Source organism: Halobaculum halobium (assembly GCF_030127145.1).
Taxonomy (GTDB): Archaea; Halobacteriota; Halobacteria; order Halobacteriales; family Haloferacaceae; genus Halobaculum; species Halobaculum halobium.
In genome coordinates, this window is the sequence record NZ_CP126158.1 from 1,695,315 (window position 1) to 1,720,654 (window position 25,340).

Genomic DNA, 25,340 nt, shown 5'->3' on the forward strand with positions numbered 1-25,340 from the left:
GTCGCGGTCGCCGCGGCGGTCGCTGCCTACGCGGAGGTCGTCGCCGTGACCTCCTCGTAGGCGACGGTCACTTCGTCGGCGACCGGCCGGAGGACGTAACTGCCGGAGCCGCCCTGCTTGACCGGCGTGAAGTCCGCGGTGAAGGAGGTCGTCTCGTCGCTTCGGATCTCGAACGTCTCTGACTCCTCACCGTCGACGACGAACGTCTGGAACTTCAGCCCCGCCTCGCCGGCGGTGTCGACGGCCGCGTCGCTCCCGTCCGACAGCGTCCCCTCGACGTTCGAAATGCCGAGGTGGACGTGTTCGTACTCGCCCGGCTCCAGTTCCGACTGCGCGACGAGCTTCTGCTTGTCGCCCTGGAGATTCGTCAGGTCCGCCGTCACGTCGTCGACGGACTCCGTGATCAGATCGCCGTCAGCGGGCTGGATCCGCACCTCCGACACCGTCACCACGAGCGATTCGAAGTCGCCGATGTCGCCCGGCTGGTCGCTCACGTGTGTCGCCAACGTCCCCGTTCCGCCCGATCCCCCCATACACCCGGCCAGGCCGACCGTCCCCACCGCGGCGAGACCGGCCGCCGACCGGAGATACTCTCGTCGGTTCACAGCGTACAAAAAACCAGCGTCCGGAAAGTGCTTGGTGGCCACCGATCAGTTCGCGTAGGGGTCTCCGTCGCCGCCCGCGGGAGCTCGTCCGTCCGACCGGGCCCGAAGGCGGTCGATCCGGTCGCCCAGCGGGACGTTCGCCGACAGCGGGTTCGGCACACGCCGCCGCGACGGTTCCATCGCGTGGCAGTCGGCGTACCGCTCCAACGCGTCGGCGACGGCGTCGGCGCCGAGTAGACCGGCCGCGTGGTCGTCGGCGGCGACGATCCCACGCCGAGCGTACCACAGCCCGCCGACGAGGGCGACGCCGGCGACGGCGACGAGCGGGGCGGTCGGTGCCTCGGCGCCGAATGCGACGAGCAGCGGTACCGCGGCGGCGACGACCGCGCCCATCCGACGGGCGAGCGCTCGCGACCGGACCCGACCGGCCTGCACCCCGAGCAGCGCGGCGGCGGTCTCGTCGTCGAAAGCGTCGAGGAACGTGCTCGTCACGAACAGCCGCCGGGTCGGGCCGAGGCCACGGACGAACGCGTTCGCGGTCTCCTCCTCGTCGGTGTCGAGCACGCGAACGCCGCGGATGAGATCGTCGCGGAGCTCGGCGCGCTCGCGGAGGCGGTCGATCCGCGCGACGTCGTCGCCGACGGGTCGCTCTGTCGACCGAAGCGCCGCGACCAACCACGGCGACGCCGCGAGCACGCCGACCACGAGCGTGACGACCCCGACCGCGATGACGACCGTCGAGACGCCCGAATCGACGCCGACCCGGAACGGCGTGAACGCGAGCGCGAACGCGACGCTCACGCCGAGCAGCCACCGGGCCATCTGGAGGACCGCCCGGCCGGTTCCGAGGTCGATGTCGCGAACGACGCGAACGCCGCGTATCGTCGGCGCGTAGGCGACGAGCGAGACGACGCCGGCCGCCGTCATCGTCAGAAGCTCCGCGAAAAACACGTCAACCGCGGCGGTGCCGGTCGCTGTGCCGACGAGTGCGGCGCGAACGGCCGCGCCGAGATCGAGGATCGACAGGAGGCCGTACGCGAACAGCCCGAACGGGAGCACGGCGCCGACGTACAGCAGCCGGTACTTCCGGACGGGGTTCGAGAGGCGGCGCGCGACGGCGCTGCCGACTGCGCCGCCGACGAGCGCGAGCAGACACAGGAGGAGCCAGAACGCCAGTGGGGGAGCGAGCTCGGGCGCGGAGGACGCGGCTCCGGACTGGATGGGGACCATGCGGACCGATCCTGCCGCCCAGCTGAAAACCGTGCCGCACCGTCGGCTTCCCCGCGGCTGTCGCGACCGCGGTCCCGCGGCGCCCCCGACGGACTCAAGGACGGGCCCGCCGTCCTCCCGCTATGCGCATCGCCGTGCCCAACAAGGGGCGCCTGCACGAGCCGACGATCGACCTGCTCGAACGCGCCGGCCTGCACATCGAGAACACCGCCGACCGACAGCTGTACGCCGACACGGTCGACCCCGAGGTGTCCGTGCTGTTCGCGCGTGCGGCCGACATCCCGGAGTACGTCGCCGACGGCGCCGCCGACGTGGGCATCACGGGGCTGGACCAAGCGCGCGAATCGGGCCAGGACCTCGTCGACCTGCTCGACCTGGAGTACGGCCGCTGTCGGCTCGTCCTCGCGGCGCCCGAGGACGGCGACATCACCGAGCCCGCGGACGTGGCCGGTCGAACGGTCGCCACCGAGTTCCCCCGGATCACCCGGGACTACTTCGATCGAAAGGGGATCGACTGCGAGGTGGTCGAGGTGACGGGGGCGACCGAGCTCACCCCGCACGTCGACATGGCCGACGCCATCGTCGACATCACCTCCACCGGAACCACGCTGCAGGTGAACCGCCTCGCGATCGTCGACGAGGTGCTCGCCTCGTCGGTCCGGCTGTTCGCCCGCGCCGACGTGGCCGACGAGGAGAAGGTCCAGCAGGTCGCCACCGCGTTCGGCTCGGTGATCGCCGCCGAGGACAAACGCTACCTGATGATGAACGCCCCGCGCGACGCGCTCGACGACGTGAAAGCCGTGCTCCCCGGCATGGGCGGCCCGACGGTGATGGACGTGGCCGACGGCGACACCGAACACGTCGCCGTCCACGCGGTCGTCGACGAGCGCGCGGTGTTCGAGGTCATCGACGAGCTCAAACGCGTCGGCGCGAGCGACATCCTCGTCACCGAGATCGAACGGCTCGTCGAGTAGCGTTGCGTCCCCCCTGGGCTCGCTCCGCGTTCGCCCGCTCGCGTCACGCCCGCCTTCTACGCGTCTCGCTCTCGCCGGCGAAGCGTCGGCGTCGTCACTCGGGAGTCGACGCCGAGTCCGCCGTCGCCCTCGCGATAGCGAACCCACGCGACCGTCGCGAGGGTACCGACGAGGATCGCGCCCATCCCGAGCAGCCCGGCCTCCGGTCCGAACGACCCGCCGGTCGCCAGGGTCGGCCCGGTCGATTCGAGGTCGACGACGGCCGCCTCGATGCCGAGGCCGCTGACGGGGAAGCCGAACAGCAGTCCCTGCGCGGCGTTCCACGAGATGTGCACGCCGACCGGGAACGAGAGCCGCCCGGTGAGGACGAAGCCGACGCCGAGGAACGCCCCCGCGAGCGTGATACCGACCGTCGAGGCGACCGAGGCGCCGGGGTTGCCCGCGTGCAGCAGGCCGAAGACCGCCGCGGACGCGGCGAGTGCTCCCCCGACGGCGACGCGCTCGCCGGCGAACCGGAGCCCCTCGGCGACGTTGACGAGCAGCAGTCCCCGCGAGACGAGCTCTTCGTACACTCCCACGACGAGGAACACAAACAGGACCGACCCGAACCCCGCGGCCGTGCCGACGAACGTGTCCGCGACGCGGAACCAGCCGGCCGCCACCCCCGCGACAGCGATACCGGCTTGGAGGAGGACGCCGAGCGCGAGTCCGGCCGCGAGATCCGGGAACGTCCCCGACTCCGCTCGCAGCCCCAAGTCCGCGATCGTTCGTCGATCGACATATCGCGCGGCCAGCAGCGTCGCCGCGGCCACCGCCAGCATCGGGAGCACGGTCGACAGCGGGACTGGCAGTCCGAGAACGGCGGCGGCGACACCGCCGGCGACGAGCGCGACGAGGATCGCCAGGAGGGCGACGACGAGCCGGACCGGCGCGCGCGGCCGGCGCTCGGCGTCGTTCCAGACGATCGAGCCGAGGAGCGAGCGGACGTCGGTCACGAGCGCTGGAGGAGAGAAGCGACGGACACGGTTCTCAGACGGGCGCGGTCTGGTAGATCGCGAGCACGCTGTTGACGCCGTACGCCGCGAGGATCGTGAGCGCGTAGTGCATCGCAGTGATCATCGCGGTTCCGCGGCGGTTCAGTCCGTACGCGAGCCGCACCACCACGAAGTCCACGACGAGCGCGATGGCGATGACCGCGGCCGTCGGCAACACGGCCGCAGACAGCCCCACGAGTGCCATCGCGATTCCCGGGGGGACCGCCTGCCTGAGCTCGGCCTCGCCGCCGAGGACGAAGTAGGCGGCAGTGTTGGCCAGCAACGTCGACAGCACCGCGATGAGGGCGAACCCGGCGACGACACCGAGCGCAGACAACTGCAGCAGCACGTTACCCGAGCAGCCCCAGTTCCGAGAGTCGGTCGGAGATGACGCGGACGGCCGCCTCGGCGTCGGCAGGTCGCTTCCCGCCCGTGATGACGAGCTTGCCGGAGCCGAACAACAGCGCCACGACGTCGGGGTCGTCGATCCGGTAGACGAGCCCCGGGAACTGCTCGGGCTCGTACTCGATGTTTTCGAGGCCGAGCCCGATGGCGATCGCGTTCAGGTTCAGGTCGGTGCCCAGGTCCGCGGAGGTGACGATGTTCTGGACGGTGATCTCCGGGTCGTCCTCGATCGGGATCTCCAGCGCGCGCAGTTCGTCGAACACCATGTGGAGCGCCTCGTGGACGGCGTCGGTGGACTTCGCGCCCGTACAGACGATCTTCCCCGAGCGGAAGATCAGCGCGGCGCTCTTGGGGTCGGCGGTCCGGTACACCAGCCCCGGGAACTGCTCGGGGTCGTAGTCCGCCCCCTCGAGGTCCATGGCGACCGTCTGGAGGTCCAGCTCCTGATCGATCCCCGTTGACGCGACGACGTTCTCGATGTTGATCGACTCCGTGGGGTCAGCCATTCTTACACAAAACGACGGTTTAAACGGATAAAGTAGTACCGCACCGCTTGCTGGGCATTCGTTCCGCGAGTTCGGGGGTCACCGCTACCGGCTCGAATCCGTGCGTTCAAGCGGTGCGGCGCCGGACACCCGCCCGTGTACGGGCTTGAATTCGTCGGCGACGAGGACCGGTTCGCGGCGCTGGAGGCGGGCGTCGCCGCCGCGACCGGAGTCGACCGCGTCGCCCCGGGGCTGGCGGTCGCCGACGCGGTCGACCCGGACCGCGTGCGCGGGCTGGCGTACACCAGGCGCGCGCTCGACCTGCTCGGCCGGGCAGACGCGGACCCGCAGAGCGCGCGCGCCGTCGTCGAGGCGGCGAGCGTCGAGCGGGACGGGACCGTTGCGGTCCGCGCACGCGTGCTCCGCGACAGCGCGGACGTCCCCGTCTCGACGAGCGAGGTCGAGCGCGAGTGCGGGAGCGCGCTCGTCGCGCGCGGCTTCGACGTGGACCTCGACGACCCGGACCACACCCTCCGCGTGCTGTTCGCGGGCGACACCTGCCTCGTCGGCTGGGTCGTCGCCGAGTCCCTCCGGGATTTCTCGACGCGACGACCGACCGACCGGCCGTTCTTTCAGCCGGGGAGCATGGCCCCGATGGACGCCCGCGCGTACGCCAACCTCGCGGGCGCCGGCCCGGGAACACGGGTCCTCGACCCGATGTGCGGGACCGGCGGCGTGCTCATCGAGGCCGGCCTCGTCGGCGGCGACGTGGTCGGCAACGACGCGCAGTCGAAGATGGTCAGCGGCGCCCGCGAGAACCTCGGCCACTACCTTGACGGGACTGCTGGACCGTCGACGCCCGCGAGCGGCGATCCCGGCGGCACCGTCGTCGACGATCCCGGCGGGTTCGACGTGATCCGCGGCGACGCAACCCGGCTCGCGCTCCGGGGCGACGCCGTCGACGGCGTCGTGTTCGACGCGCCGTACGGCCGGCAGTCGAAGATCGCACGCCACAGCCTCGACGACCTCGTGAGTGACGCGCTCGCTGAGGCCGCGCGGGTCGCGCCGCGGGGTGTCCTGATCGCCGACCGCTCGTGGCGCGAGGCCGCGGTCGACGCGGGCTGGCGCGTCACCGAATCCTTCGAGCGACGGGTCCACCGGAGCCTGGTTCGACACGTCCACGTGTTGGATCGGTCCTGAGGCCGCGAAGAGACTGCGAAGAGAACTGGCGCAGCAACGCGAGGAGACGGCCGAGTCGCCCTCGAGACGAACTCATCGGAACGGAACTCGGCGCGAGAACCGGCGACGGCGCCGGCGCCGACCTACTCGGTCTCGCCGAGCAGCTCGTCGACCAGTTCCTCGGGGTCGAACAGCTCGATGTCGTCGTACCCCTGCCCGACGCCGAGAAAGAGGATCGGCCTGCCGGTCACGTACGCGATGGAGATAGCGGCGCCGCCGGAGGAGTCGGCGTCGGCCTTCGTGAGGACGGTGCCGTCGATCGCGGCCGCGTCGTTGAACTCCTGGGCGCGCTTGACGGCGTCCTGGCCGGCGACCGCCTCGTCGACGAAGAGCGTGAGGTCGGGGTCGACGACGCGGTCGATCTTCTCCAGTTGCGCCATCAGGTCGTTGCTGGTGTGGAGGCGGCCGGCGGTGTCGCCCAGCACCACGTCGATGTCGTTGGCCTCGGCGTACTCGACGCCGTCGTAGATGACGGCGGCCGGGTCGCCGCCCTGCTCGTGGGCGATGAGCTTCCGGTCGAGCGCCTCGGCGTGCTCGCGGATCTGCTCGTTCGCGCCCGCGCGGTAGGTGTCGCCGTTCGCGAGCACCGACGAGTAGCCGCGCTCTGCGAGCCACTCGGAGAGCTTCGCGATGCTCGTGGTCTTGCCGACGCCGTTGACCCCGGTGAAGACGATAGTGACGGGCTTGTCCGCCTCGGCGATCCGCTCCTCGAAGTCGAACTGTCCGACGCTGATCACGTCCAACAGCGCGTCGTGGAGCGCCTCGGTGACGAGCTGGTCGGTCGTTTCGACTTGCGCGCGCGTCTCGCCGATCATCTTCTCGCGGACGGTGTCGAGGATGCGGTCGGCGACGCTCATTTCCACGTCGCTGGACAGCAGTGCGAGCTCCAGGTCCTGAAGGGGCTCCTCGAGGTCTTCCTCCTCGACGATGACTTTCCCGGTCGCGAACGCCGCGGCGCGCTTGAGGCGACCCGGGCCCGAGTCCTCGCCTGCGTCGTCGGCCGCGGCAGCGTCGCTCGCTGTCGCGTCTCCGTCGGACGCGTCTGATCCCCGCTCGGTCTCCGGATCGGGGGCCGCTTCGGCGTCGGCGGTCGCGTCCGCGTCAGCCTCGGTCTCGGCCTCCTCGGCCTTCTCTTCGACCTCCTCTGCCGCGTCCTCGCGGAAGGAGGAGAGCTTGTCCTTCAGGCCGTCGAACATTCCTTACTCGTCCCCGTCGCCGCCCTCGTCGGCCATCTGCTGCATCTGCTGCATCTGCTGTTGCTGCATCTGCTGTTGCATCTGCTGAGCCTGCTGTTCGAGCTGCTGGCTCTCGGCTTCGAGGTCGGCCTTCTCCTCGCTGACGGTGTCGATCTGCTTGTCGATGGCGTCCTTGCGGTCCTCGAGCGCGTCGACGGCGTCACCCTCCTCGAGCTCGGCGGCGTAGTCGCCGCCGAGGCTCACGATGATCTCGTCGAGGTCCTGTACCTCGGCACGGACGTACGCCCCCCCGCCCAGCGGCACCTGCACCGTCGACCCGGTCTCGATCTGCCCGATCGCGTCGATCGCCTCGTCCATCTCACGCTGCTCCTGCTGGAGGGCGTCGACCTCGCTCTCCAGTTCCGCGATCTCGTCTTCGATCGCCTGGATCTCCTGGGAGATCTGCTGGAGCTGCTGCTGACCCTGACCGCCGCCACCGAGGCTCATTCGGCGACCACCTCGCCGATCTCGATCTGGGTGCGATTTAGGTTGTGCTCGGCGCCGAACTTCGAGAGGACGTGCTCGCGCGCGACGTTCTCGTTGACGGCGTCGATCGAGCGGGTGAACGCCTGCATCCCGTCTCGGGCTTGGAACTCGCCGCTAACAGTGAACTGGCTCATGTGCCCGAAAAACCGCTCGGGAGCGGGAAGTACCTTCCGACTCGGGACCCCGAGGCCGACTGACGCCCGCGACGACGGCCGCCCGGGCGAGCGGCCGTCCGCGAGAACTGCGAGTCAGTCGATGAACCCGAGCGTATCGTCGATCCGACCTAACTCGGGACCGGTCGTGTCTCCGCCGACGGCGTACCCGCCGTCGTTGGCGAGCAGCCCCGACCCGACCAGCGGCGCGCCGTAGTTGACGGTGCCCAGATCGGCGTACACGTCGAGGTGCTCTTCAAGTTCCTCCAACTCCGGCTCCTCGCTGTGAGGGTGGCACAGCACGCCGGTGTTGTTGGCGACTGCGGCGGTGCCGACGGTGTTGACGCCGCCGAGCGAGCCGCGTTCGACGGGCACGTCGAGCGTCTCCGAGACGGTGTCGACGGCCTCGTCGGTGAGATCGGGGTGGACGTACGCGCCGTAGTCGTTGGCGAGCACGACGTTGCCGGCGGCGTTGAGCGTCCCGGGAAGGCGTTCGACGGGGTCGTCGGTCGCCTCGCGGATCGCGTCGATCTCGCGGTCGGTCGCCTGTCGGGAGACGAGCGTCCCGTTCTCGTTGCCCGCGGTGAGTGCGCCGACCGTGCCGGAGCCACCGACGGTCGTGCGGAGCACGTCGACGCCGAACTCGTCGGCGAGTTGATCGCTGAGGTCGTCCTCGACGTCGGGTCGCACGACGAGGCAGTCGCTGGCGGCGTGCGCGTAGACACCGACGTACGACGACCCGGCGAACGAAACGCGAAGCACGCCGTATCAGGCCGGCTCCGCTTCGACGACGATGTCGCCGTCCTCGTCGAAGCGAGCCGCGCGCAGGCGAACCGTGGTCGGCGGCTTCTGCCGGCCGCGCTCCCAGACGGTCTCGTTGACCGCGGGGTCGAGGCGGACGTCGCCCTCGTCGACCGAGAAGTGCTTCGCCAGGTGCGCCCGGATGAGCGACATCGCCCTGTCGCCGCGCTCCTGGGACGGCGCCTGCTTCGCCTCGCGGAGCGGGATCGTGACGACGCGCTCCTCGAAGTCGTTGGCGCTCATTTACTCGTCGGTGTCCGAGCGCCGCCAGTGGCGTCGCTTCGGGTTGCGGGTCACTTCCATGTCGGTCTTCATCATCACCCACGCCGGCACGCGGCTGTTCTGCCGCTCCAGCTTGGCAAGGCGCTTCTTTTTCGCCTTGGATTTCTTGGTCATGGTATCCGGCAGATTCATCGCCGGTAGGGAAAACCCTGTCCATCCGGGCCGCTCTCGTCCCGGGGGCCGGCGGATTTTTGTCTCAAAAACGACACGACGTGGCCGTGCACAGACGCGACGCGCTCCGCGCGGCCGGCGGGGTCGCGGCCGCGGGGCTGGGATCGCTGGCCGGCTGCGTCGTCGGCCGTCGTTCTCCCCCGCCGCTCGCAGACTCCTTCGAGGACGGGACCGACGCGTGGACGACTGACGCCGCCATCGGGCCCGAGGTTCCCGTCGAGGAGTTCGGGTGGTCGATATCGCCGTCGACGGAGCGGGCGCACACCGGCGCCCGCAGCGTCGAGGTGTTCACCGAGGGCGACTACGACGACGGGATCGCCTGGTTGACCCGACCGATCGACACGAGCGGGATCGACGCCGACGTGCTCCGTGCGTCGGTTCACGCCTGGAGCGAGTCCGAGAGCTTCAACGTCCTCAGGAATCTCGCCGTCCGGATCGCCCCCGAGCCGCCCGCGGCCGAGGAGGACTTCCCGCCCCCGGAGACGGTTACGACCGCCGACTCGCCGACCGCGGTCGGGGGACTCAGACAGCCGCTCCACCGGGCTGCGGGGTGGGACGAGTACCGCTTCGCGTGGCGTCCGCGAGACCTTCCCGACGAACTCTTCGTCTCGATCGGCGTCGCGGTCGTCTGGGAGGCGGACGCGATCCACTACATCGACGACGTGCGCGTGGAGGAAGTTCGGTAGGTGAGCGCGCCCCGGCGGGGAGCCGTCCGGCTCACACCCCCGCGAGCGACCCCACCCCGGCGCCGAGGGCGGCCGCGAGCGCGCCGCCGAGCGCGACGCGCACGGCCGTCTCCAGCACGTCGCCGCCGACGAGCCGGACGCGGAGGCTCCCGACGACCGCAAGCTCTGCGGCGACGAGCGCGACCGCGAGCGGGAACCCCCAGCTCGTCTCCGCGAGCACCACCAGCGACGGGAGCGCGCCGGCGAGGAACGCTCCGCCGCCGGCCAACCCCGCCCGGCGGACCGGGTCGTCGGCCGCTGAGAGCCCGCCGTCGTCGTCTCCCGCGGCAGCGAGGGCCGCGTACAGCGCGACGCCGATCGCCGCCGCGAGCCCCACGAGTCCGGCGGTCCAGCCGTCGACGGCGACGGCCGCAGCGAACAGCGGGGCGGGAACGACGACGGCGCCGGCGGTGAGTCCCGTCAGCGCCGGCTCGCTCACCCGATGCCGAACCGTCGTCTTCGTTCGTCCTCGGCCGCGCATTCGCACTGGATTTACTGGCAGACAAAATAAACCCGCCGCCCGCGCCGGTGGCACGCCGCCTCCGCGGCGGTGCGAGGGCGAGTGCCAACGCGGCGAAACCGGCTTACCGTCCGCGCTCGGAACGCGGTCATGGACCTCGTCGGCGTCGCAGTCTCCGCGGGCGTTCTCGCGGTCGCGGACTTCCGCTCAGTCCTCGTGGAGCTCCTCCCGCTCGTCGCCGACGCGTTGGCCCGCGTCGCCCGCATCGCGGTCCTCATCGCCGTCGGGGTGTTCCTCGCGAACGTCGCCGTCGAGTTCGGCATCGTCGAGCGGATCGCGGGATTCTCGCGGTACCTCACCGGACCGGCGAACCTCCCGGACGAGGCCGGCACCGCAATCGTCACGACCGCGGCGTCGACGACGGCGGGCTACGGGATGCTCGCGGACTTCCGCGAGTCCGGCCGGCTGTCGGACCGGGCGACGATGGTCGCCGTCGTCATCAACACGTTCTTCGGCTTCGTGCAGCACTTGTTCACCTTCTACGTCCCGGTCATCATTCCGATCCTCGGCCGGGAAACCGGAGTGCTGTACGTCGGCACCCGCGGTGCGATCGCGCTCGCGATCACCCTGACGGGCGTGGTCGCCGGCGCGCTGCTGTTGCGCGGGGAAGCGAGTTCCCGGCCGGCTCCCGAGACGCTCCGGGAAGCGACGGACGGCGGGGCGTCCGGTGAGGCGGCAGACGAGGGAGCGGACCGACCGGCGGACGCGACATCCGGCGAGAGGGCGGACGCGACGCCCGGCGAGACGGACGACGGGGCGTCGTTGCGCGAGCGCGCCGAGTCGGCCGCCGACTCGACGTGGTCGACGCTGCGACGGATCGTGCCGCGCCTCGCGCTCGTGTACGTGCTCGTGACGGTGCTCGTGGCCCGCGTGGACCTCCAGGCGCTGTCGAGCGAGGTCGCCGGCCCGTTCGCCGAGGTCGTCGGGTTGCCGGCGGCGGTCGTGCCCGCGATCGTGATCTTCGTGTTCGACACGACGGCGGGGGCGGCGGCGTTCGCGCCGCTGATCGGCTCGACGTTGACGCCCGAGCAGGCGGTCGCGGGGATGCTGCTCGGCGGGATCGTCTCGTTCGCGTTCTCGACGTTCAAGCGGTCGATCCCGTTCCAGTACGGGGTCTGGGGCCCGGAGTTCGGCTCGAAGGTGATCGCGGTGAACACCGGTCTGAAGATCGTGTTCATCTCGATCGCGCTGGTCGTGTTCCTCGCGTGAACGCCTCCGTCGCCGGCCGCGTACCCTCCGGGAGAACCCGACGGATTGACTAGCCGCCGACCGCCACTCACACCCATGACCGACACACTCGCCGTTACCGACGGGCGCGTGCTCACGCCCGAGTTCGACGTCGTCCGCGCGGACGTGCTGATCGACGCCGACGCGGGCGAGATACTCGACGTGGCGCCCGACCTCGCGGGCGACGCCGACGAGACGCTCGACGCGACAGACTCGCTCGTCATGCCGGGGCTCGTGAACGCCCACGGCCACGCGACGATGACGCTGCTGCGCGGCTACGCCGACGACAAGAACCTCGAAGACTGGCTCCGGGAGGACATCTGGCCCGCAGAGGCGGAGCTGACGGCCGACGACGTGGCCGTGGGTACTCGACTGGCGGCCGTCGAGTTGATCCGGAGCGGAACCACCGCGTTCGCTGACATGTACTTCCACGTCGGCGAGGTCGTCGAGGCGGTCCGCGAGGCCGGCCTCCGCGCCCGCGTCGGCCACGGCGTCGTCACCGTCGGCAAGGATGAGGCGGCCGCCCGCGACGACTTCGCCGAGTCGGTCGCCGTCGCCGAGGAGTACGACGGCGCCGCCGACGGTCGGATCCGGACGGCGGTGATGCCCCACGCGCCCCACACCGTCGGCACGGAGTTCTTCGAGGAGTTCGTCCCGCGGGTCCGCGAGGCGGGGGTCCCGCTGCACTTCCACCTGAACGAGACCGAGACGTACCTCGAGGAGATCGACGCCGAGGCGGGGGTCCGGCCGACCGAGTACGCCGACGACCTCGGCCTGCTGGCCGACGACACCTTCGTCGCCCACGGCGTCCACCTCGACGCCTCAGAGATCGGGACGCTCGCCGATCGAGACACGAGCGTCGTCCACTGCCCGGCCTCGAACATGAAGCTCGCCTCCGGGATGGCGCCCGTACAGGATCTGCTCGACGCGGGCGTGAACGTCGCGCTCGGCACCGACGGCGCCGCCTCGAACAACGACCTCGACCTCTTCGACGAACTGCGCGACGCCGCGATGATCGGCAAGCTCGCCGCGGACGACGCCGCGGCTGTCGACGCCGAGACCGCCGTCCGGATGGCGACCGAGGGCGGGGCCAAAGCCTTGGGCTTCGACTCGGGGCGAATCGAGGCGGGCGCGAACGCCGACCTCGCGGTGGTCGACCTCGACGCCGTCCACCTGACGCCCGAGCACGACCTCGTCTCGCACCTCGCGTACGCCGCCCGCGGCAGCGACGTGCGACACACGGTCTGTGACGGCGAGGTGCTGATGCGCGACCGCGAGGTGCTCGCGTTCGACGAGGCCGACGTGCGTGAGCGGGCACAGGAGCACGCGGCGGCGCTCGTCGCACGCGCCGAGGAATAGTCGCCTTCGCGGCTCCGCTTCCCCGCCCGAAGCGGGTCGACTCCGGCGGGATTATACCGTCCCCAGCCGACCCATCGTGTATGAGCACACAGTCGTACGCACCGGTCACCCAGCATCTCGACGATCCCGAGTCGGCCCGCGAGGAGGGTCGCCGCAAGATGGACTGGGCGCTTCAGCACATGCCCATCCTCTCGCACCTCCGCGAGGAGTTCGAGGAGAGTCAGCCGTTCGCCGGCCAGACGATCGGCATGGCGATGCACGTCGAGGCGAAAACCGCGAACCTCGTCGAGCTGCTCGCCGACGGCGGCGCGGAGGTCGCCATCACCGGCTGCAACCCGCTCTCGACGCACGACGACGTGAGCGCCGCGCTTGACGCCCACGAGAACATCACCTCCTACGCCGTCCGCGGCGTCGGCGACGAGGACTACTACGCCGCCATCGAGTCGGTCATCGCGCACGAGCCCACCGTCACCGTCGACGACGGCATGGACATGGTCGCGGCGATCCACGAGGACTACCCCGAACTCATCGACTCCATCGTCGGCGGCGCCGAGGAGACCACCACCGGCGTCCACCGCCTGCGTGCGATGGACGCCGACGGCGAGCTGAACTACCCCGTGTTCGCCGTCAACGACACGCCGATGAAGCGGCTGTTCGACAACGTCCACGGCACCGGCGAGTCGTCGCTCGCGACCATCGCGATGACGACGAACCTCTCGTTTGCCGGCAAGGACGTCGTCGTCGGCGGCTTCGGCTACTGCGGGAAGGGCGTCGCCAAGAAGGCGGCCGGCCAGAACGCGAACGTCATCGTCTGTGAGGTCGACTCCCGCAAGGCGCTGGAGGCCCACATGGAGGGGTACGACGTGATGCCGATGAGTGAGGCCGCAAAGCAGGGCGACGTGTTCATCACGACGACGGGCAACCGCGACGTGATCACCGAGGAGCACTTCGAGGTCATGCAGGATGGCGTCCTGCTGGCCAACGCGGGCCACTTCGACGTGGAGATCAACCTCGACCAGCTCGACGACATGGCCGTCGACCGCTACGAGGCACGCGACGGCGTCGAGGCCTACGAGATGGCAGACGGCCGTCGGCTGAACGTCCTCGCGGAGGGCCGCCTCGTCAACCTCGCGGCGCCCATCGCGCTGGGCCACCCGGTCGAGGTCATGGACCAGTCGTTCGGCGTGCAGGCCGTCTGCGTGCGAGAACTCGTGGAGAACGGCGAGGAGTACGACGCCGGCGTCCACGAGGTGCCCGACGAACTCGACCGCGAGGTCGCCGAGGTGAAACTGGCCGCCGAGGGCGTCGAGTTCGACGCGCTCAGCGACGAGCAGCGAGAGTACATGGGCTCGTGGCAACACGGGACCTGAGGGAGCCGATTCGGCGATCCCCTCGCCCGTCGCGAGTCGTCTCGCTCGTCACTCGGACTCCCCGACGTCGTCGGCCCACTTCGCGGGGAGCACGCGCAGCAGGCCGTCGGCCGAGAGGTCGTCGGTCGTGACGAACTGGATGTCGTCGCCGCCGGCGACGGCAGTGCCGCCGCCGGCCACCTCGTCCCAGTGGTCGAGTACGGCGTCGGGGATCGGGAGTTCGCGGACGTCCTCGCCGATCTGGCTGCTGGCGACGTACCGCATCCCGTCGCGGTCCTGAATGGCGTCGTAGTTCCGGGAGACCACGACCGCGTCGTCGTCCGCTCGGATCCCCCAGAACGCCTCCGCAGAGTGTGACAGGAACCCCCGATTGAACGCCCGCTGTGGCGCCGGGACCTCCCGGCTCTGCCTGTCGAAGGCCGCCTCGCCCAGTCGTTCGACCTCCTCGGGTTCGACGCCCTCCGCCGCCACCTCGCCGGTGTCCCCCGCGCCCGTCGCCGCCCCGTCGCTCGTTCCGTCCGTGTCGCCGACGGCTCCCGTTTCACGCTCGATTTCCTCCGTCACGGGTTCGGTGTCGCCGACCTCGCGCCGATCGACCGCCGCCGACTCGGCGTCGGTGTCGGACTCGGACGCGGGTTCGGCCCCCGATCCCACGTCCTCGGGGTTCGGGGACGTGTCCGCGGCGTCCGTCTCCGTGTCGCCGCTTCGGGACCGCCGGGCGAGTGCGGTCGCCAGGAGCGCGGCGCCGACGGCGAGCCCGGCGAGTCCGCGCCCCCGGTTCCCGCGCCGGAACGCTCGGAGGCCCGCGAGGAGGCCCGCCGCGCCCACGACCGCCATCGCAGTCCCCGCCGAGAGTGGCTCGCCGGCGCGGCTCGCAACGTCCCGCGAGGGTTCGTCGTTCGACTCCCGCTCGGATCGCGTGTCGGTATCGACAGAGTTCACACCGGACCGTCGGTTGCGACGCACAAATCCGCACTTTCATCTTATTCACCTGAAACGTCTGCTCCGATCGGCTCGGTGCGCGCTCGACTGTCCTGGCCGTTTCAACCACGTCTCACAGCGATACCCGCGCCCGCGTCCCGTACTCGGGACCGTCGCTCGTCAGCGTCGACTCGGTGAGGCGGATCTCCTTCACCTCGAACCGTCCCACTGTCGGGTCCTCGTTCAGGTACTCCAGCACCCGTCCCTTCCCGCGGGCGTCGTCCATTCGCGCGAGGGTGAAATGCGGCGTGAACTCGTGGTCGGCCTCGTCGAACCCGAGCGAGACCGTCTCGCGCTCGACCGTCTCGGCGAGCCGGGTCAACTCGGCGGCGCCGGGGCCCTCGCGAACGCCGACCCAGATCACGCTGACGTAGTCGGTCGACGGAAAGACGCCCAGCCCGCCCACCTCGAGTTCGAAGGCGCCCACGTCCGCGTTCGCAACGGCGGCCTCCAGCGCCTCGGTCACGTCGCCGACGCGTGCCTCGTCGGTGTCGCCGAGGAACTTCAGTGTGCAGTGGGCCTGCTCGGGATCGGTGACCCGGAGGCTCTCGATATCACGAAGCGGGTCCTGTACGGCGGCGAACGCGTCCGCGAGCCGGTCGGGGAGGTCGACCGAGACGAACAGTCGCGGCATACGGGGACTTCGTCGGCGCGGAGGAAAAACCGCGGCGACTCTTCGAGTCGCACGCGCAACATACATCCGTCCACACGGCCGAACTCGTGGTAATGAGCGACGACGAGCCAGAACGACCGCCGCACAAGTTCTCCGAGGGTCAGGGACTCAACGAGGACTACGAGGAGTTCACGCTCGACCCGGAGGAACTGCAAGCAGACCCCTCACAGGTCGATCCCGTCGACACGCGGGTGCTCGCGGACCTGCTCGACGAGCGCAACATCCCGAAGGACCGCGTCGACGTGGAGAGCCTGATGGACGTGGGACTGTCCTACATCGGGATCAACCGCTTCGAGGAGGCGACCGAGACGTTCGAGCGCGCCGCCCAGTTCGCCGAGGACGACTCTCTCGAAGAACAGGAGGCGTGGGTGAACAAGGGCGTCGCCCACGCCCAGCTCGAGGAGTGGGACGAGGCGATCGGCGCGTACCGGGAGGCGCTGCGCATCGACGACGACTCCGAGCACGCCGCAAGCGCCGAGACGAACCTCGCGTACGCACTCCACGAGAACGGGCAGGGGGAGCAGGCGCTCGAACACGCCGAGAAGGCCGTCGAGATCGACCCGCGCTTCCCGCAGGCGTGGTACAACCGCGGGTTCTTCCTCGTCGAGCGCGGCCTGCTGGAGGACGCCGTTACCGCCTTCGACAACGCGATCCGGCTGGGCATGCGCAACGCCGAGGTGCTCGAGGAGAAGGCGCGCGCGCTCGACGAACTCGGCCGCGAGGACGAGGCCGAACAGGCCGCCGAGCGCGCCGAGGAGATCCGCGAGGAGGCCGAACAGCAGATGGTCGAAGAGCACGGTGAGGGCGGCGCGATGGGCGGTGCCGGCGAAATGGGTGCCGGCGGAGCGGGCGGCGCGCCCGGGGCCTCGGCGGCCGCGACGGCGACGATGATCTCGACCTCGGAGGCCTGTAGATGCGCGACGACGCCGGGGACGGTCCCGACGCGGACCTCGGCGAAGACGGCGGGGCGGACTACCTGATCACGCGCCGTGAGACGCCCGAGGGGACGCTCGTCGCTGTGTGCGACGCCGCTGTCCTCGGCGAGACGTTCGAGGGCGACGGCGTCTCGCTGGACGTGACTGAGGAGTTCTACGGCGGCGACGAGGCCGATCCGGCCGACGCGGACGCCGTTGTTCAGGCACTGTACGACGCCGACACCGCGAACCTCGTCGGCGAGGGCTGCGTCGGCACCGCCGTCGACGCCGGCGTCATCGACGCCGACCGCGTGTTGACGGTCGGCGACACCCTGCACGCGCAGTTGCTGTGGCTGTAAGCGCCCGGATCCCGACCGCGACGGGACGCGGTTCCGGCGGAGCGTGCCCGGTTTCAGTTACGGTTCTCCCGGCTGACCGAAGGGATGTTACCCCTCCGACCCCTCATACCGGGTAATGGAAGCGCCTGAGCAGGAACCGTACCCGCTCGACGTCGAGGCCGTCCGCGCCGACTTCCCCATCCTCCAGCGGAAGGTGGGCGGCGACGTGACCGTCCCCGGCGAGGGCGAGGGCGACACGACGCCGCTCGTGTACCTCGACAACGCGGCCACGAGCCACACGCCCGATCAGGTCGTCGACGCGATCGCGGACTACTACCGCTCGTACAACTCGAACGTCCACCGCGGGATCCACCAGTTGAGCCAGGAGGCGAGCACCGCATACGAACACGCCCACGACCGCGTGGCGGAGTTCATCGGCGCTGAGGGCCGCGAGGAGGTCGTCTTCACGAAGAACACCACCGAGGCGGAGAACCTCGTCGCCTACGCGTGGGGCCTGAACGAACTCGGTCCCGAGGACAACGTCGTGCTCACCGAGATGGAACACCACGCCTCGCTGGTCACGTGGCAGCAGATCGGCAAGAAGACCGGGGCGGACGTGCGCTTCGTCCGCGTCGACGAGGACGGCCGCCTCGACATGGATCACGCCCGCGAGCTCGTCGACGACGACACCGCGATGGCGAACGTCGTCCACGTCTCGAACACGCTCGGAACGGTCAATCCGGTCGCCGAGTTCGCCGATCTGGTCCACGACCACGACGGGCTGATCTTCGTCGACGGCGCGCAGTCGGTGCCGCACATGCCCGTCGACGTGGCGGAGATCGACGCCGACTTCTTCGCCTTCTCGGGACACAAGATGTGCGGCCCGACGGGAATCGGCGTGCTGTACGGCAAAGAGCACCTCTTGGAGGAGATGCAGCCGTACCTCTACGGCGGCGAGATGATCCGCAGGGTCACCTACGAGGACTCCGAGTGGGAAGATCTCCCGTGGAAGTTCGAGGCGGGCACGCCCGTCATCGCGCAGGGGATCGCCCTCCACGCGGCGATCGACTACCTCGAGGACCTGGGAATGGAGAACGTTCACGCCCACGAGCAACTGCTGGCGGAGTACGCCTACGACCGCCTGACGGAGTACGACGACGTGGACATCTACGGCCCCCCCGGCGACGACCGCGCCGGCCTCGTGGCGTTCAACCTCGACGGCGTCCACGCCCACGACCTCTCCAGCATCCTCAACGACCACGCCGTCGCGGTCCGCGCCGGCGACCACTGCACCCAGCCGCTGCACGACAAGCTCGGGATCGCGGCGTCGGCCCGCGCGAGTTTCTACGTCTACAACACGCGCGAGGAGATCGACAAACTGGTCGAGGCGGTCGACGACGCGCGCCAACTGTTCGCGTAGCGATCGCGCTCGGCGAGATCTATATATTCGCCACCCGCCAGAGAGCCGGTATGAGTTCGTTAGACGAGGTGTTTCGTCTCCTGAGTCGGGAACGTCGGCGATACGCGCTCTACTACCTTCGACAACAGGACGGACCGGTCACCATCGAGCAGCTCGCCCGGACGATCAGCGAGTGGGAGTCGGACCCCTCGGACGCGGATGTCCCGGACGAGCTGTTCGAGAACGTCGTTCTGACGTTGGATCACAACCACTTCCCGAAGCGAGCGGAGGCCGACAGCATCGAATACGACCGTGAGAACCGACAGGTTCGAATCACAGACACCGCCAGCGAGATCGACGTCATGCTCTCGATAGCACACGGTCTGGAACAGCCGTCGACGGACCTCGACGTCCTCGATCTCGTCTCCCGATCGTAGCCGACGAGCGTCACTCGTTCGCCACCCATCGAGCCGACAGTGGTGACTCCGATCCCCAGAACGCTTAACCGGCGCACTCGCCAATTCCCGCCAACAATGGGCATTGGCGGCGGCTCCGACATGTATCGCCAGCAGATTCTCGACCACTACAAGAACCCGCGCAACCACGGCGAACTCGACGACGCCACCTTCTCGCACACCGGCGAGAACCCCTCCTGCGGGGATACGATCACCGTCGACGTGCGCCTGGAGGACGACGACGAGACGATCGAGTACGTCGCGTTTTCGGGCGACGGCTGCGCTATCTCGCAGGCGTCGGCCTCGATGCTCTCCGAGCGCCTCCAGGGGACCACCCTCGACGAGTTGGAGGCGATGGACACCGACGACATCACCGAGATGCTCGGCGTCGACATCTCCCCGATGCGGATCAAGTGCGCCGTGCTCGCCCGGCAGGTCGCGCAGGACGGCGCGAAGCTGTACGAGGGCGAGATCGACGACCTCGACGTGACGAAAACCGAAGACTGAGGGCCGAGAGACCGGCCTCGACCCCGTCCGCCCGAATCGCTAGGGCACGCGGCCGAACAGGTCCCGGTTCCGGGCGACGTACCGCAGCGACCCTCGACCCAGTTGTTCCTCCCGCGTCTCCGCCCAGTCGGCCAGCGTCGCCGCCGGCACCCGCTCCGACGCGCGCACCGACGCGACCACCGTGTCCAGGATGGTCCGGAGAAACGTCGCCTCGTCGGCCCGGTACGTCCCCGCCTCGTTGCCCTCGACCGTCCAGTCGGAGCGCGCGTCGACCGTCGGCGGCGTTCCGGCCTCGGTGAACCGGTCGGCCAGCCGCGTCGCCGCTCGTCCCCGGTTGCGCATCGTCGCGTGGAACGCGTCGACGACGGCGTCGTCGGCCGGGTGGTCGGGCGCGAACCGCGTCTCGCCGTCGAAGGTGAGCGGGAGGTGGTACCAGCCGTCCGGCGCGGCCGAGCGCAGCAGCGCGAGCACGTCCTCGGGAGCCAACAGATCCGCGAACGACCGCGCAACGACGCCGTCGAAACCGCCCTCGGCGGCGACTGCGCGGGCGTCGGCGACCGCGAACCGGACACGGAGGGACCGCGCACACCCGGGACGGCGCAGTTCGATCGCGTCGCTGTCGCGGTAACCGCTGCTGTCGCCGTCGCTGTCGCGGTAGCTGCCACCGTTGCCGACGCGGTTACCGTCAGCGTCACCTCGCTCGACGGCGTAGCCGGCGTCGAGCGCGTCCGCACGCAGGCGATCGTGCGCCGTCGACAGCACCCGCTCGTCCGTGTCGACGGCGACCCACTCGCCCGCGGGGAGCACATCGTCGGCCAGCAGCCGGCGGAGCATCCCGCAGGTCCCGGCGCCGGCCTCCAACACGCGGACGCCGGTTCCGTCCGTCCCGTCGCTCTCGTCGCCACGGTCGCCGTCGTCGGTATCCCCGTCGCCGGCGTGATCCGCCTCCCGAAGGGCCGCTCGAAACGCGGCGGTCGCATCGTCGCTGTGAGCGCGTTCGTCGACGGTCCGGGCGGCCTCCAGGTACGTCACGTCGTCACCCTCCATCGGCCACCTCCGCGAGGAACCGCCGGACGTCGGCGACCGTGGCGGCCCAGTCGGGATGGGACTCGAACCGCCGGAGCGCGGCCGTCCCCATCCGGGCCAGTCGGTCGCGATCTCCCGCGAGCGCGGCGATGGCGTCCCGGACGCCCGCCACGTCGCCCGGATCGACGAGGAAGCCGGTCTCGCCGTCGGCGACGACCGTCGACGCGCCTCCGGCGGCGGACGCGACCGCCGGGAGGCCAAAGCCCATCCCCTCCAGGTACGCCATCCCGAAGCCCTCGTAGGAGGAGGGGACCGCGAGCACGTGCGACTCCCCGAGCACGGCCGCGAGGTCTGACGTCGAGAGCTCGCCGCGGAACGACACGCGCTCCTCGACGTCGAGGTCGGCGGCCAGGCTCCGAACCGTGCGGGCGTGATCCGGGTCCGGCTCCGGGCCGACGACGGTCGCCGTCCAACCGCGCTCGTCGTCGACGCCGGCGAGCGCCCGCACCAGTGTCGGATGCCCCTTCCGCGGCACCAGCGACCCGAGCGAGACGACTCGGAGCGGCCCCTCCCGAGCGCGATCGGTCACATCCGCCGGCGTCACCGTCGGGTCGAACTGGTCGGCCGGCGGCGGCGCGACGTGCGTGGCGAGGTCATCGACGAGCGACAACACGTCGCGCTCAGTCGCCTCGCTGACGCAGACGGCCGCGGCACAGCCACGAACGAAGTGTCGTTCCAGTCGCGTCGCGACCGGCGCGAGCCGGCCGCCCTCGGCGCGCCGGAGGTGGTGCACCAGCGCGACGACCGGCGTCCCGCCGCGGCGGAGCCGGCGGATGAGCCCAGCGTGGCGGCGTGCGCGAGTTCGTCGACGACGACCACGTCCGCGTCTCGGAGTCCGGTCGGCACCCCGGTCGCGAGCCCCGGCGCATCGAGGAGCCCGAGCGGGTACCGTCGCCACGGCACCGAGAACACCCGGACCGACACGCCGGTCGCCCGCAGTCGGCCGACGAGCCGGCGGTCGTATCGGAACCCTCCGGACGTCGTCTCGGGGTCGCCCGGGAGGACGAGCGCGACCGCGAGGCCGTCAGCGTCGACGCCGGCGGACGCCCCCTCAGCCATCCCCGTGTTCTGGGCCCGCAGCGTCGTCGTCGCGGCCCGTGGTGCCGTCGGATCCGCCGTTGCCGGTCTCCTCGACGCCGACGGGTCCCTCGTAGCCGGCGGCGGCCTCGTCGTCCTCCCACACGGTGACGCGCAGGCTCTCTGCCGGGTCGTCGTCGGCGGCCGGGGCGAGCCGGTCGTGGACGACGCGAGCGAACCGCTCGACGCTCGGGTTGTACCCATCGAACTCGGGCAGGTCGTTCAGCGTCGCGTCGCGGTAGCGCTCCTCGACGGCGTCGAGCGCCGCGCGCACGTCGTCGATGTCGACGAGGTAGTCGTAGTCGTTCAGCGACGGGCCGGCGAACGTCACCTCGACCGAGAACACGTGCGAGTGGAGGTCCCCCTCGGGACCCGGGTCGGGGACGGTGAGGAAGTGCTGTGCGACGAACTGCCGCGAGACGGTCGTTCGATAGGTCATGGCTGGGTCGTGTGATGGAATCGAAGCCGGTGGACCGAGGCGGCTTGGACCGACGTGGGTAGACGTGGGTCGATTCGGAACGCGCGGACCCGAACGTCGCCGCGGATCGGCGCCGCGTCGCTCGATCTGCTGACGGATCCCTGCGGCCCCGGTATGGTAAACCTGTCGCGCGCGACGTCGCGGCCGCCCCGCCCGCTGGTCACCCGACCAACTCCTCGACGACCGGCGGGAGCCGGCGGCGGACGAGCGCGTACGCGACGCCGAGGACGACGCAGGCGGCGGCGATCGCCGGCAGCGGCTCCGGATACGCCACGGCGACCGGGACCGCGAGCGCCGCCGTCGCGACGGCGTCCTCCGGGGCGCCGTCGTAGCGGATCCAGTATCGTGGGCGGATCCATCGACCGCGGAGGTGATCGTAGACGGCCTCGGCGGAGGTGCGCTCCCACGGCCGGATCTCGTCGCCGGCACCGAGAGCGTCCGTCCCGGCGTGGACGGCGAAAGAGGTGCAGGCGACCGCCGCCGCGGCGGTTCCGGCCGTCGGCGCGACTGCGGCGGCGGCGATCGCTGGGAGCGCCAGCGCCCACCCCACCACGGGGAAGTGCAGCGTCCGGCGGTGGCGACCGGCGAACAGGTCGAGGTCGGGCAGGAGGCCCCCGACCACCCCCGCGAGCGCGGCGGGAACGGCGAACTCGGGTGCGAACGCGACCACGGGCGCCGCTAGCACCGCGCCCGCAAGGGCGTGGGTGAACGCCATCACGGCCTACGACTCGCGACGGTAGAGGACGACGAGGACGGCGATGAGGACCACCTGCACCACCTTGTCCGCGATCCCGGTCGCGCCGAAGTCGGGCGCGTTCGCCACGTACCACAGCGGGATCTGCCCGGCGGTGAACGGGATGCCGAGCAGGTAAAAGAGGCGGCGACGGGTGTCGAGCAGCACCGCCGCGACGCCGCCCAGGAAGCCGACGCCCGCAACTAGGAACGCGACGGCCATCCCGGTCTCCGAGCTGAACGCGTACGCGAGCCAGAGGTGGATCACGCCGGTGATCGCCGCCAGCGCGACGCCGAACCAGTGTAGTCCGGTCATCGACTCCGTGTGGAGGGAGAACCCCTCGGACGCTGTTTCGGTACTCATACCCGTACAGATGGCGGGGACCGTGTTAAAAACTCCCACGACCGTTGCCACGTGATCGCCTCCGATCCGGCGGGAGACGTCAGTCGAGCGGGCGGCGGCTTACTCCGGTTTGAGACCGCCGTCCTGCACGCGCATCACGGCCTCGCCGTCGGCGAGGTTCGGCGCGTCCACGAGCCGGACGATCCGCTTGTCGCCCTTCGACTTGCGGAGGTAGATCCGGAAGGTCGAGGTGTGCCCGAGGATGTTGCCGCCGATCGGCTGGGTCGGGTCGCCGAAGTAGGAGTCGGGGTTGGAGGCGACCTGGTTGGTCACGAGCACGACGCAGTTGTAGAGGTCGCCGATGCGCATCAGGTCGTGCAGGTGCTTGTTGAGCTTCTGCTGGCGCTCGGCGAGTTCGCCGCGGCCGACGTACTCCGCGCGGAAGTGAGCCGTCAGCGAGTCGACGGTGAGCATCCGCACGGGCCAGTCGGTGTCCTCGGCCTCGCTGGCGAGTTCCTTCGCCTTCTCGGCCAGCAGTATCTGGTGGTTGGAGTTGAACGCCTTCGCGACGTGGATGTGGTCGAGGAAGTCCTCGACCAGCGTGCGCATGTCGTCGTCGTTGTCCGGCGATCCCTCGATCTCGCGCCGTTCGAACTCTCGCTCGATGATCTCGTCTTCCAGCCCGCGGACCATGTCGTCGATCCGCTCGGGGCGGAACGTGTCCTCGGAGTCGACGAAGATCGCAGAGCCCTCCAGCCCGCCGTCCTCCTTCGAGAGCTGGACGTTGACAGACATCTGGTGAGTCACCTGGGACTTTCCGGCGCCGAATTCGCCGTACACCTCGGTGATCGACTGTGTCTCCAGTCCGCCGCCGAGGAGGTCGTCCGCCTCGTCGATCTGCCAGGAGAGCTTGCCGATCTGCTCGCGTCGCTCCAGCACCTGCGCGCCCGACTCGAAGCCGCCGACGTCGGCCGCTTTACGAGCGCCCTGGATGATGTCGTTGGCCGTCGAGTCGCCGATGTCGGCCGTGTTGCCCAGTTCGGCCGGGCTCGCGACTGCGATGCTCTGGTAGCTGTCGAAGCCCGCGTCGACGAGTTTGTCTGCGGTCGCGGGGCCGACGCCGGGAAGCTCTTGAAGATCGTCTTCTGCCATCGTACCTCATCCTTGCTCGGCTCCCCTCATAAACCCTCGTTAACACCAAAGTGGAAGTGAAACCGGGGTACTGAGTCGCGTCGCTCACGAACGGTGTACGAGGGTTCAGGAGGGATGAGGGGACTTCTCGACGGGCGGGTGTTCGTCTGGGCCGGGGGCGGCTACCCCCAGGGGTGCCCGTTCGGGCTGTCCGGCCACAGGGGGTACCAGTAGTCCTTGTCGGATTCGACGCCGAGCTCGCCGTCCAACACCGACTCCAGTTTAAATTCGATCTTGTTGTCGCGACTGCTGGTGCCGGTGGGTGCGAACGGGTAGTAGGCGCCGCGGCGGAACGAGTAGATCCAGTAGGCGTGGCGGTCGGAGTCACGCTCGTCGGCGAAGCCGAACACCGCCGCGAGCAGCCGTGAGCCGTAGCCTCGCTCGACGAACTCGTCGGCGGCGAAGTGAACGGAGGTGACGAGGTCCTCGGGGTCGTCGTCTGCGAGGACGACCCAGTGGTACCCGTGGTCGTCCTCGTGGCGGCGGAAGTCGGTGCCGGTCTCCTCCTCGCCGGCGTCGAGGATCGCCTCCACGGCGTCGACGGCCTCGGCGAAGTCGGTGGAGTCGACCGACGAGAAGCACAGCGCCGCCTCGCCGACCGAGCGGAAGCCGAGATCCGCCTCCATCGTGACGTAGGCGGTGCTCATGCCGAACAGGTCCTCGGGGTCGGCGTCGCTGACGGCGTCGGTCTCCGCGCGGGAGCCGAGCACCGATCTGAGCGTGTCGAGAATGCCCATGGTCGCTGTCGGTACTCAGGGGGCGGTCGTGTTCAAGCCGTCGCCTCGGGCGGTCGACCGTCCCACAGGGCGTCGCCGCCGCGGTCCGAGAGACGGTCGATCGCGCGACTCGCGGTCCCGGGCCGGCGC

32 protein-coding genes are annotated in these 25,340 nt (G+C 70.2%); 11 read left to right on the plus strand and 21 right to left on the minus strand.

Annotated features, from left to right (window positions below; translation table 11 throughout):
* Window positions 1–26: 26 nt before the first annotated feature.
* Both P0Y41_RS08840 and P0Y41_RS08845 read right to left on the minus strand, forming a co-directional pair.
* A complete protein-coding gene (locus P0Y41_RS08840) occupies window positions 27–605 on the minus strand; it encodes a DUF4382 domain-containing protein (RefSeq protein WP_284060995.1) in 579 nt (192 codons plus the stop codon).
* A 45-nt stretch (window positions 606–650) separates the two neighbouring features.
* Complete coding sequence (locus P0Y41_RS08845; RefSeq protein WP_284060996.1) at window positions 651–1,835, minus strand: M48 family metalloprotease; 1,185 nt, start codon at window positions 1,833–1,835, stop codon at window positions 651–653.
* A 122-nt stretch (window positions 1,836–1,957) separates the two neighbouring features.
* Here P0Y41_RS08845 and hisG point away from each other — a divergent pair, with 122 nt between their 5' ends.
* Window positions 1,958–2,809 (plus strand): ATP phosphoribosyltransferase, encoded by an 852-nt coding sequence (hisG, locus tag P0Y41_RS08850; protein ID WP_284060997.1) that lies wholly within the window; start codon window positions 1,958–1,960, stop codon window positions 2,807–2,809.
* A 56-nt stretch (window positions 2,810–2,865) separates the two neighbouring features.
* Here the strand turns inward: hisG and P0Y41_RS08855 are convergent, their stop codons facing one another.
* Genes P0Y41_RS08855 through P0Y41_RS08865 form a run of 3 tightly spaced genes read right to left on the minus strand, consistent with a single transcriptional unit; the run spans window position 2,866 to window position 4,754 of the window.
* The gene (locus P0Y41_RS08855; protein WP_284060998.1) at window positions 2,866–3,804 is read right to left on the minus strand and encodes a CPBP family intramembrane glutamic endopeptidase; all 939 of its coding nucleotides are present in this window, start codon (window positions 3,802–3,804) and stop codon (window positions 2,866–2,868) included.
* A 34-nt stretch (window positions 3,805–3,838) separates the two neighbouring features.
* On the minus strand, window positions 3,839–4,192 hold the full coding sequence (locus P0Y41_RS08860; RefSeq protein ID WP_284060999.1) for a DUF7473 family protein: 354 nt from the start codon (window positions 4,190–4,192) through the stop codon (window positions 3,839–3,841).
* Between the two features lies 1 nt (window position 4,193).
* A complete protein-coding gene (locus P0Y41_RS08865; protein WP_284061000.1) occupies window positions 4,194–4,754 on the minus strand; it encodes a TATA-box-binding protein in 561 nt (186 codons plus the stop codon).
* 135 nt (window positions 4,755–4,889) lie between these two features.
* Between P0Y41_RS08865 and P0Y41_RS08870 the strand changes: the two genes are divergently transcribed.
* Window positions 4,890–5,933 (plus strand): THUMP domain-containing protein, encoded by a 1,044-nt coding sequence (locus P0Y41_RS08870; RefSeq protein WP_284061001.1) that lies wholly within the window; start codon window positions 4,890–4,892, stop codon window positions 5,931–5,933.
* 122 nt (window positions 5,934–6,055) lie between these two features.
* Here P0Y41_RS08870 and ftsY read toward each other — a convergent pair whose 3' ends face one another.
* The 6 genes from ftsY to P0Y41_RS08900 all read right to left on the minus strand — a co-directional run bounded on the left by ftsY (window position 6,056) and on the right by P0Y41_RS08900 (window position 9,042).
* Entirely contained in the window at window positions 6,056–7,168 is a 1,113-nt protein-coding gene (ftsY, locus tag P0Y41_RS08875) for a signal recognition particle-docking protein FtsY (RefSeq protein ID WP_284061002.1), read from the minus strand.
* A 3-nt stretch (window positions 7,169–7,171) separates the two neighbouring features.
* Window positions 7,172–7,654 (minus strand): prefoldin subunit alpha, encoded by a 483-nt coding sequence (pfdA, locus tag P0Y41_RS08880; protein ID WP_284061003.1) that lies wholly within the window; start codon window positions 7,652–7,654, stop codon window positions 7,172–7,174.
* Window positions 7,651–7,827, minus strand: a complete 177-nt coding sequence (gene rpl18a / locus P0Y41_RS08885; protein ID WP_159670216.1) for a 50S ribosomal protein L18Ae — start codon at window positions 7,825–7,827, stop codon at window positions 7,651–7,653. Before rpl18a ends, pfdA begins: the two co-directional genes overlap by 4 nt.
* A gap of 114 nt (window positions 7,828–7,941) precedes the next feature.
* Window positions 7,942–8,607, minus strand: coding sequence for a translation initiation factor IF-6 (locus tag P0Y41_RS08890; RefSeq protein ID WP_284061004.1), 666 nt, complete (start codon window positions 8,605–8,607; stop codon window positions 7,942–7,944).
* 6 nt (window positions 8,608–8,613) lie between these two features.
* Window positions 8,614–8,889, minus strand: coding sequence for a 50S ribosomal protein L31e (locus P0Y41_RS08895; protein WP_284061005.1), 276 nt, complete (start codon window positions 8,887–8,889; stop codon window positions 8,614–8,616).
* Entirely contained in the window at window positions 8,890–9,042 is a 153-nt protein-coding gene (locus P0Y41_RS08900) for a 50S ribosomal protein L39e (protein ID WP_073308560.1), read from the minus strand. It abuts the gene before it with no gap.
* A 104-nt stretch (window positions 9,043–9,146) separates the two neighbouring features.
* Here P0Y41_RS08900 and P0Y41_RS08905 point away from each other — a divergent pair, with 104 nt between their 5' ends.
* A complete protein-coding gene (locus P0Y41_RS08905) occupies window positions 9,147–9,785 on the plus strand; it encodes a hypothetical protein (RefSeq protein WP_284061006.1) in 639 nt (212 codons plus the stop codon).
* Window positions 9,786–9,816: 31 nt separating this feature from the next.
* On the opposite strand, the gene P0Y41_RS08910 is transcribed toward P0Y41_RS08905, so the two are convergent.
* Window positions 9,817–10,305 (minus strand): VIT1/CCC1 transporter family protein, encoded by a 489-nt coding sequence (locus P0Y41_RS08910; protein ID WP_284061007.1) that lies wholly within the window; start codon window positions 10,303–10,305, stop codon window positions 9,817–9,819.
* A gap of 81 nt (window positions 10,306–10,386) precedes the next feature.
* Here P0Y41_RS08910 and P0Y41_RS08915 point away from each other — a divergent pair, with 81 nt between their 5' ends.
* The 3 genes from P0Y41_RS08915 (at window position 10,387) to P0Y41_RS08925 (ending at window position 14,300) form a co-directional block, all read left to right on the plus strand.
* Window positions 10,387–11,553, plus strand: coding sequence for a nucleoside recognition protein (locus P0Y41_RS08915; protein ID WP_284061008.1), 1,167 nt, complete (start codon window positions 10,387–10,389; stop codon window positions 11,551–11,553).
* Window positions 11,554–11,628: 75 nt separating this feature from the next.
* Window positions 11,629–12,930: an amidohydrolase gene (locus tag P0Y41_RS08920; RefSeq protein WP_284061009.1), complete on the plus strand. Its 1,302-nt coding sequence runs from the start codon at window positions 11,629–11,631 to the stop codon at window positions 12,928–12,930.
* A gap of 80 nt (window positions 12,931–13,010) precedes the next feature.
* A complete protein-coding gene (locus P0Y41_RS08925; RefSeq protein WP_284061010.1) occupies window positions 13,011–14,300 on the plus strand; it encodes an adenosylhomocysteinase in 1,290 nt (429 codons plus the stop codon).
* 48 nt (window positions 14,301–14,348) lie between these two features.
* Here P0Y41_RS08925 and P0Y41_RS08930 read toward each other — a convergent pair whose 3' ends face one another.
* Both P0Y41_RS08930 and thpR read right to left on the minus strand, forming a co-directional pair.
* The gene (locus tag P0Y41_RS08930) at window positions 14,349–15,242 is read right to left on the minus strand and encodes a hypothetical protein (RefSeq protein ID WP_284061011.1); all 894 of its coding nucleotides are present in this window, start codon (window positions 15,240–15,242) and stop codon (window positions 14,349–14,351) included.
* A 112-nt stretch (window positions 15,243–15,354) separates the two neighbouring features.
* Window positions 15,355–15,915, minus strand: coding sequence for an RNA 2',3'-cyclic phosphodiesterase (thpR, locus tag P0Y41_RS08935; protein WP_284061012.1), 561 nt, complete (start codon window positions 15,913–15,915; stop codon window positions 15,355–15,357).
* 92 nt (window positions 15,916–16,007) lie between these two features.
* Here thpR and P0Y41_RS08940 point away from each other — a divergent pair, with 92 nt between their 5' ends.
* The 5 genes from P0Y41_RS08940 to sufU all read left to right on the plus strand — a co-directional run bounded on the left by P0Y41_RS08940 (window position 16,008) and on the right by sufU (window position 19,567).
* Window positions 16,008–16,934, plus strand: coding sequence for a tetratricopeptide repeat protein (locus P0Y41_RS08940; RefSeq protein WP_390215138.1), 927 nt, complete (start codon window positions 16,008–16,010; stop codon window positions 16,932–16,934).
* On the plus strand, window positions 16,868–17,227 hold the full coding sequence (locus tag P0Y41_RS08945; protein WP_284061013.1) for a DUF424 domain-containing protein: 360 nt from the start codon (window positions 16,868–16,870) through the stop codon (window positions 17,225–17,227). The genes P0Y41_RS08940 and P0Y41_RS08945 overlap by 67 nt, the downstream gene beginning before the upstream one ends.
* A gap of 115 nt (window positions 17,228–17,342) precedes the next feature.
* Complete coding sequence (locus P0Y41_RS08950) at window positions 17,343–18,626, plus strand: aminotransferase class V-fold PLP-dependent enzyme (protein ID WP_284061014.1); 1,284 nt, start codon at window positions 17,343–17,345, stop codon at window positions 18,624–18,626.
* A gap of 50 nt (window positions 18,627–18,676) precedes the next feature.
* Window positions 18,677–19,042 (plus strand): DUF7344 domain-containing protein, encoded by a 366-nt coding sequence (locus tag P0Y41_RS08955; RefSeq protein ID WP_284061015.1) that lies wholly within the window; start codon window positions 18,677–18,679, stop codon window positions 19,040–19,042.
* Between the two features lie 102 nt (window positions 19,043–19,144).
* Window positions 19,145–19,567 (plus strand): Fe-S cluster assembly sulfur transfer protein SufU, encoded by a 423-nt coding sequence (sufU, locus tag P0Y41_RS08960; RefSeq protein ID WP_284063387.1) that lies wholly within the window; start codon window positions 19,145–19,147, stop codon window positions 19,565–19,567.
* A 39-nt stretch (window positions 19,568–19,606) separates the two neighbouring features.
* On the opposite strand, the gene P0Y41_RS08965 is transcribed toward sufU, so the two are convergent.
* The 7 genes from P0Y41_RS08965 to pspAB all read right to left on the minus strand — a co-directional run bounded on the left by P0Y41_RS08965 (window position 19,607) and on the right by pspAB (window position 25,211).
* Entirely contained in the window at window positions 19,607–20,614 is a 1,008-nt protein-coding gene (locus P0Y41_RS08965) for a hypothetical protein (RefSeq protein ID WP_284061016.1), read from the minus strand.
* Entirely contained in the window at window positions 20,604–21,386 is a 783-nt protein-coding gene (locus P0Y41_RS08970; RefSeq protein WP_284061017.1) for a glycosyltransferase family 4 protein, read from the minus strand. The genes P0Y41_RS08965 and P0Y41_RS08970 overlap by 11 nt, the downstream gene beginning before the upstream one ends.
* Window positions 21,387–21,704: 318 nt before the next feature.
* Window positions 21,705–22,169, minus strand: coding sequence for a 6-pyruvoyl trahydropterin synthase family protein (locus P0Y41_RS08975; RefSeq protein ID WP_345783151.1), 465 nt, complete (start codon window positions 22,167–22,169; stop codon window positions 21,705–21,707).
* A 199-nt stretch (window positions 22,170–22,368) separates the two neighbouring features.
* Entirely contained in the window at window positions 22,369–22,923 is a 555-nt protein-coding gene (locus tag P0Y41_RS08980) for a metal-dependent hydrolase (protein WP_284061018.1), read from the minus strand.
* Window positions 22,924–22,929: 6 nt separating this feature from the next.
* Window positions 22,930–23,304, minus strand: a complete 375-nt coding sequence (locus P0Y41_RS08985) for a DUF7475 family protein (RefSeq protein ID WP_284061019.1) — start codon at window positions 23,302–23,304, stop codon at window positions 22,930–22,932.
* A gap of 99 nt (window positions 23,305–23,403) precedes the next feature.
* Complete coding sequence (gene radA / locus P0Y41_RS08990; RefSeq protein ID WP_284061020.1) at window positions 23,404–24,435, minus strand: DNA repair and recombination protein RadA; 1,032 nt, start codon at window positions 24,433–24,435, stop codon at window positions 23,404–23,406.
* A 161-nt stretch (window positions 24,436–24,596) separates the two neighbouring features.
* The gene (gene pspAB, locus P0Y41_RS08995) at window positions 24,597–25,211 is read right to left on the minus strand and encodes a PspA-associated protein PspAB (RefSeq protein WP_284061021.1); all 615 of its coding nucleotides are present in this window, start codon (window positions 25,209–25,211) and stop codon (window positions 24,597–24,599) included.
* Between the last annotated feature and the right edge of the window lie 129 nt (window positions 25,212–25,340).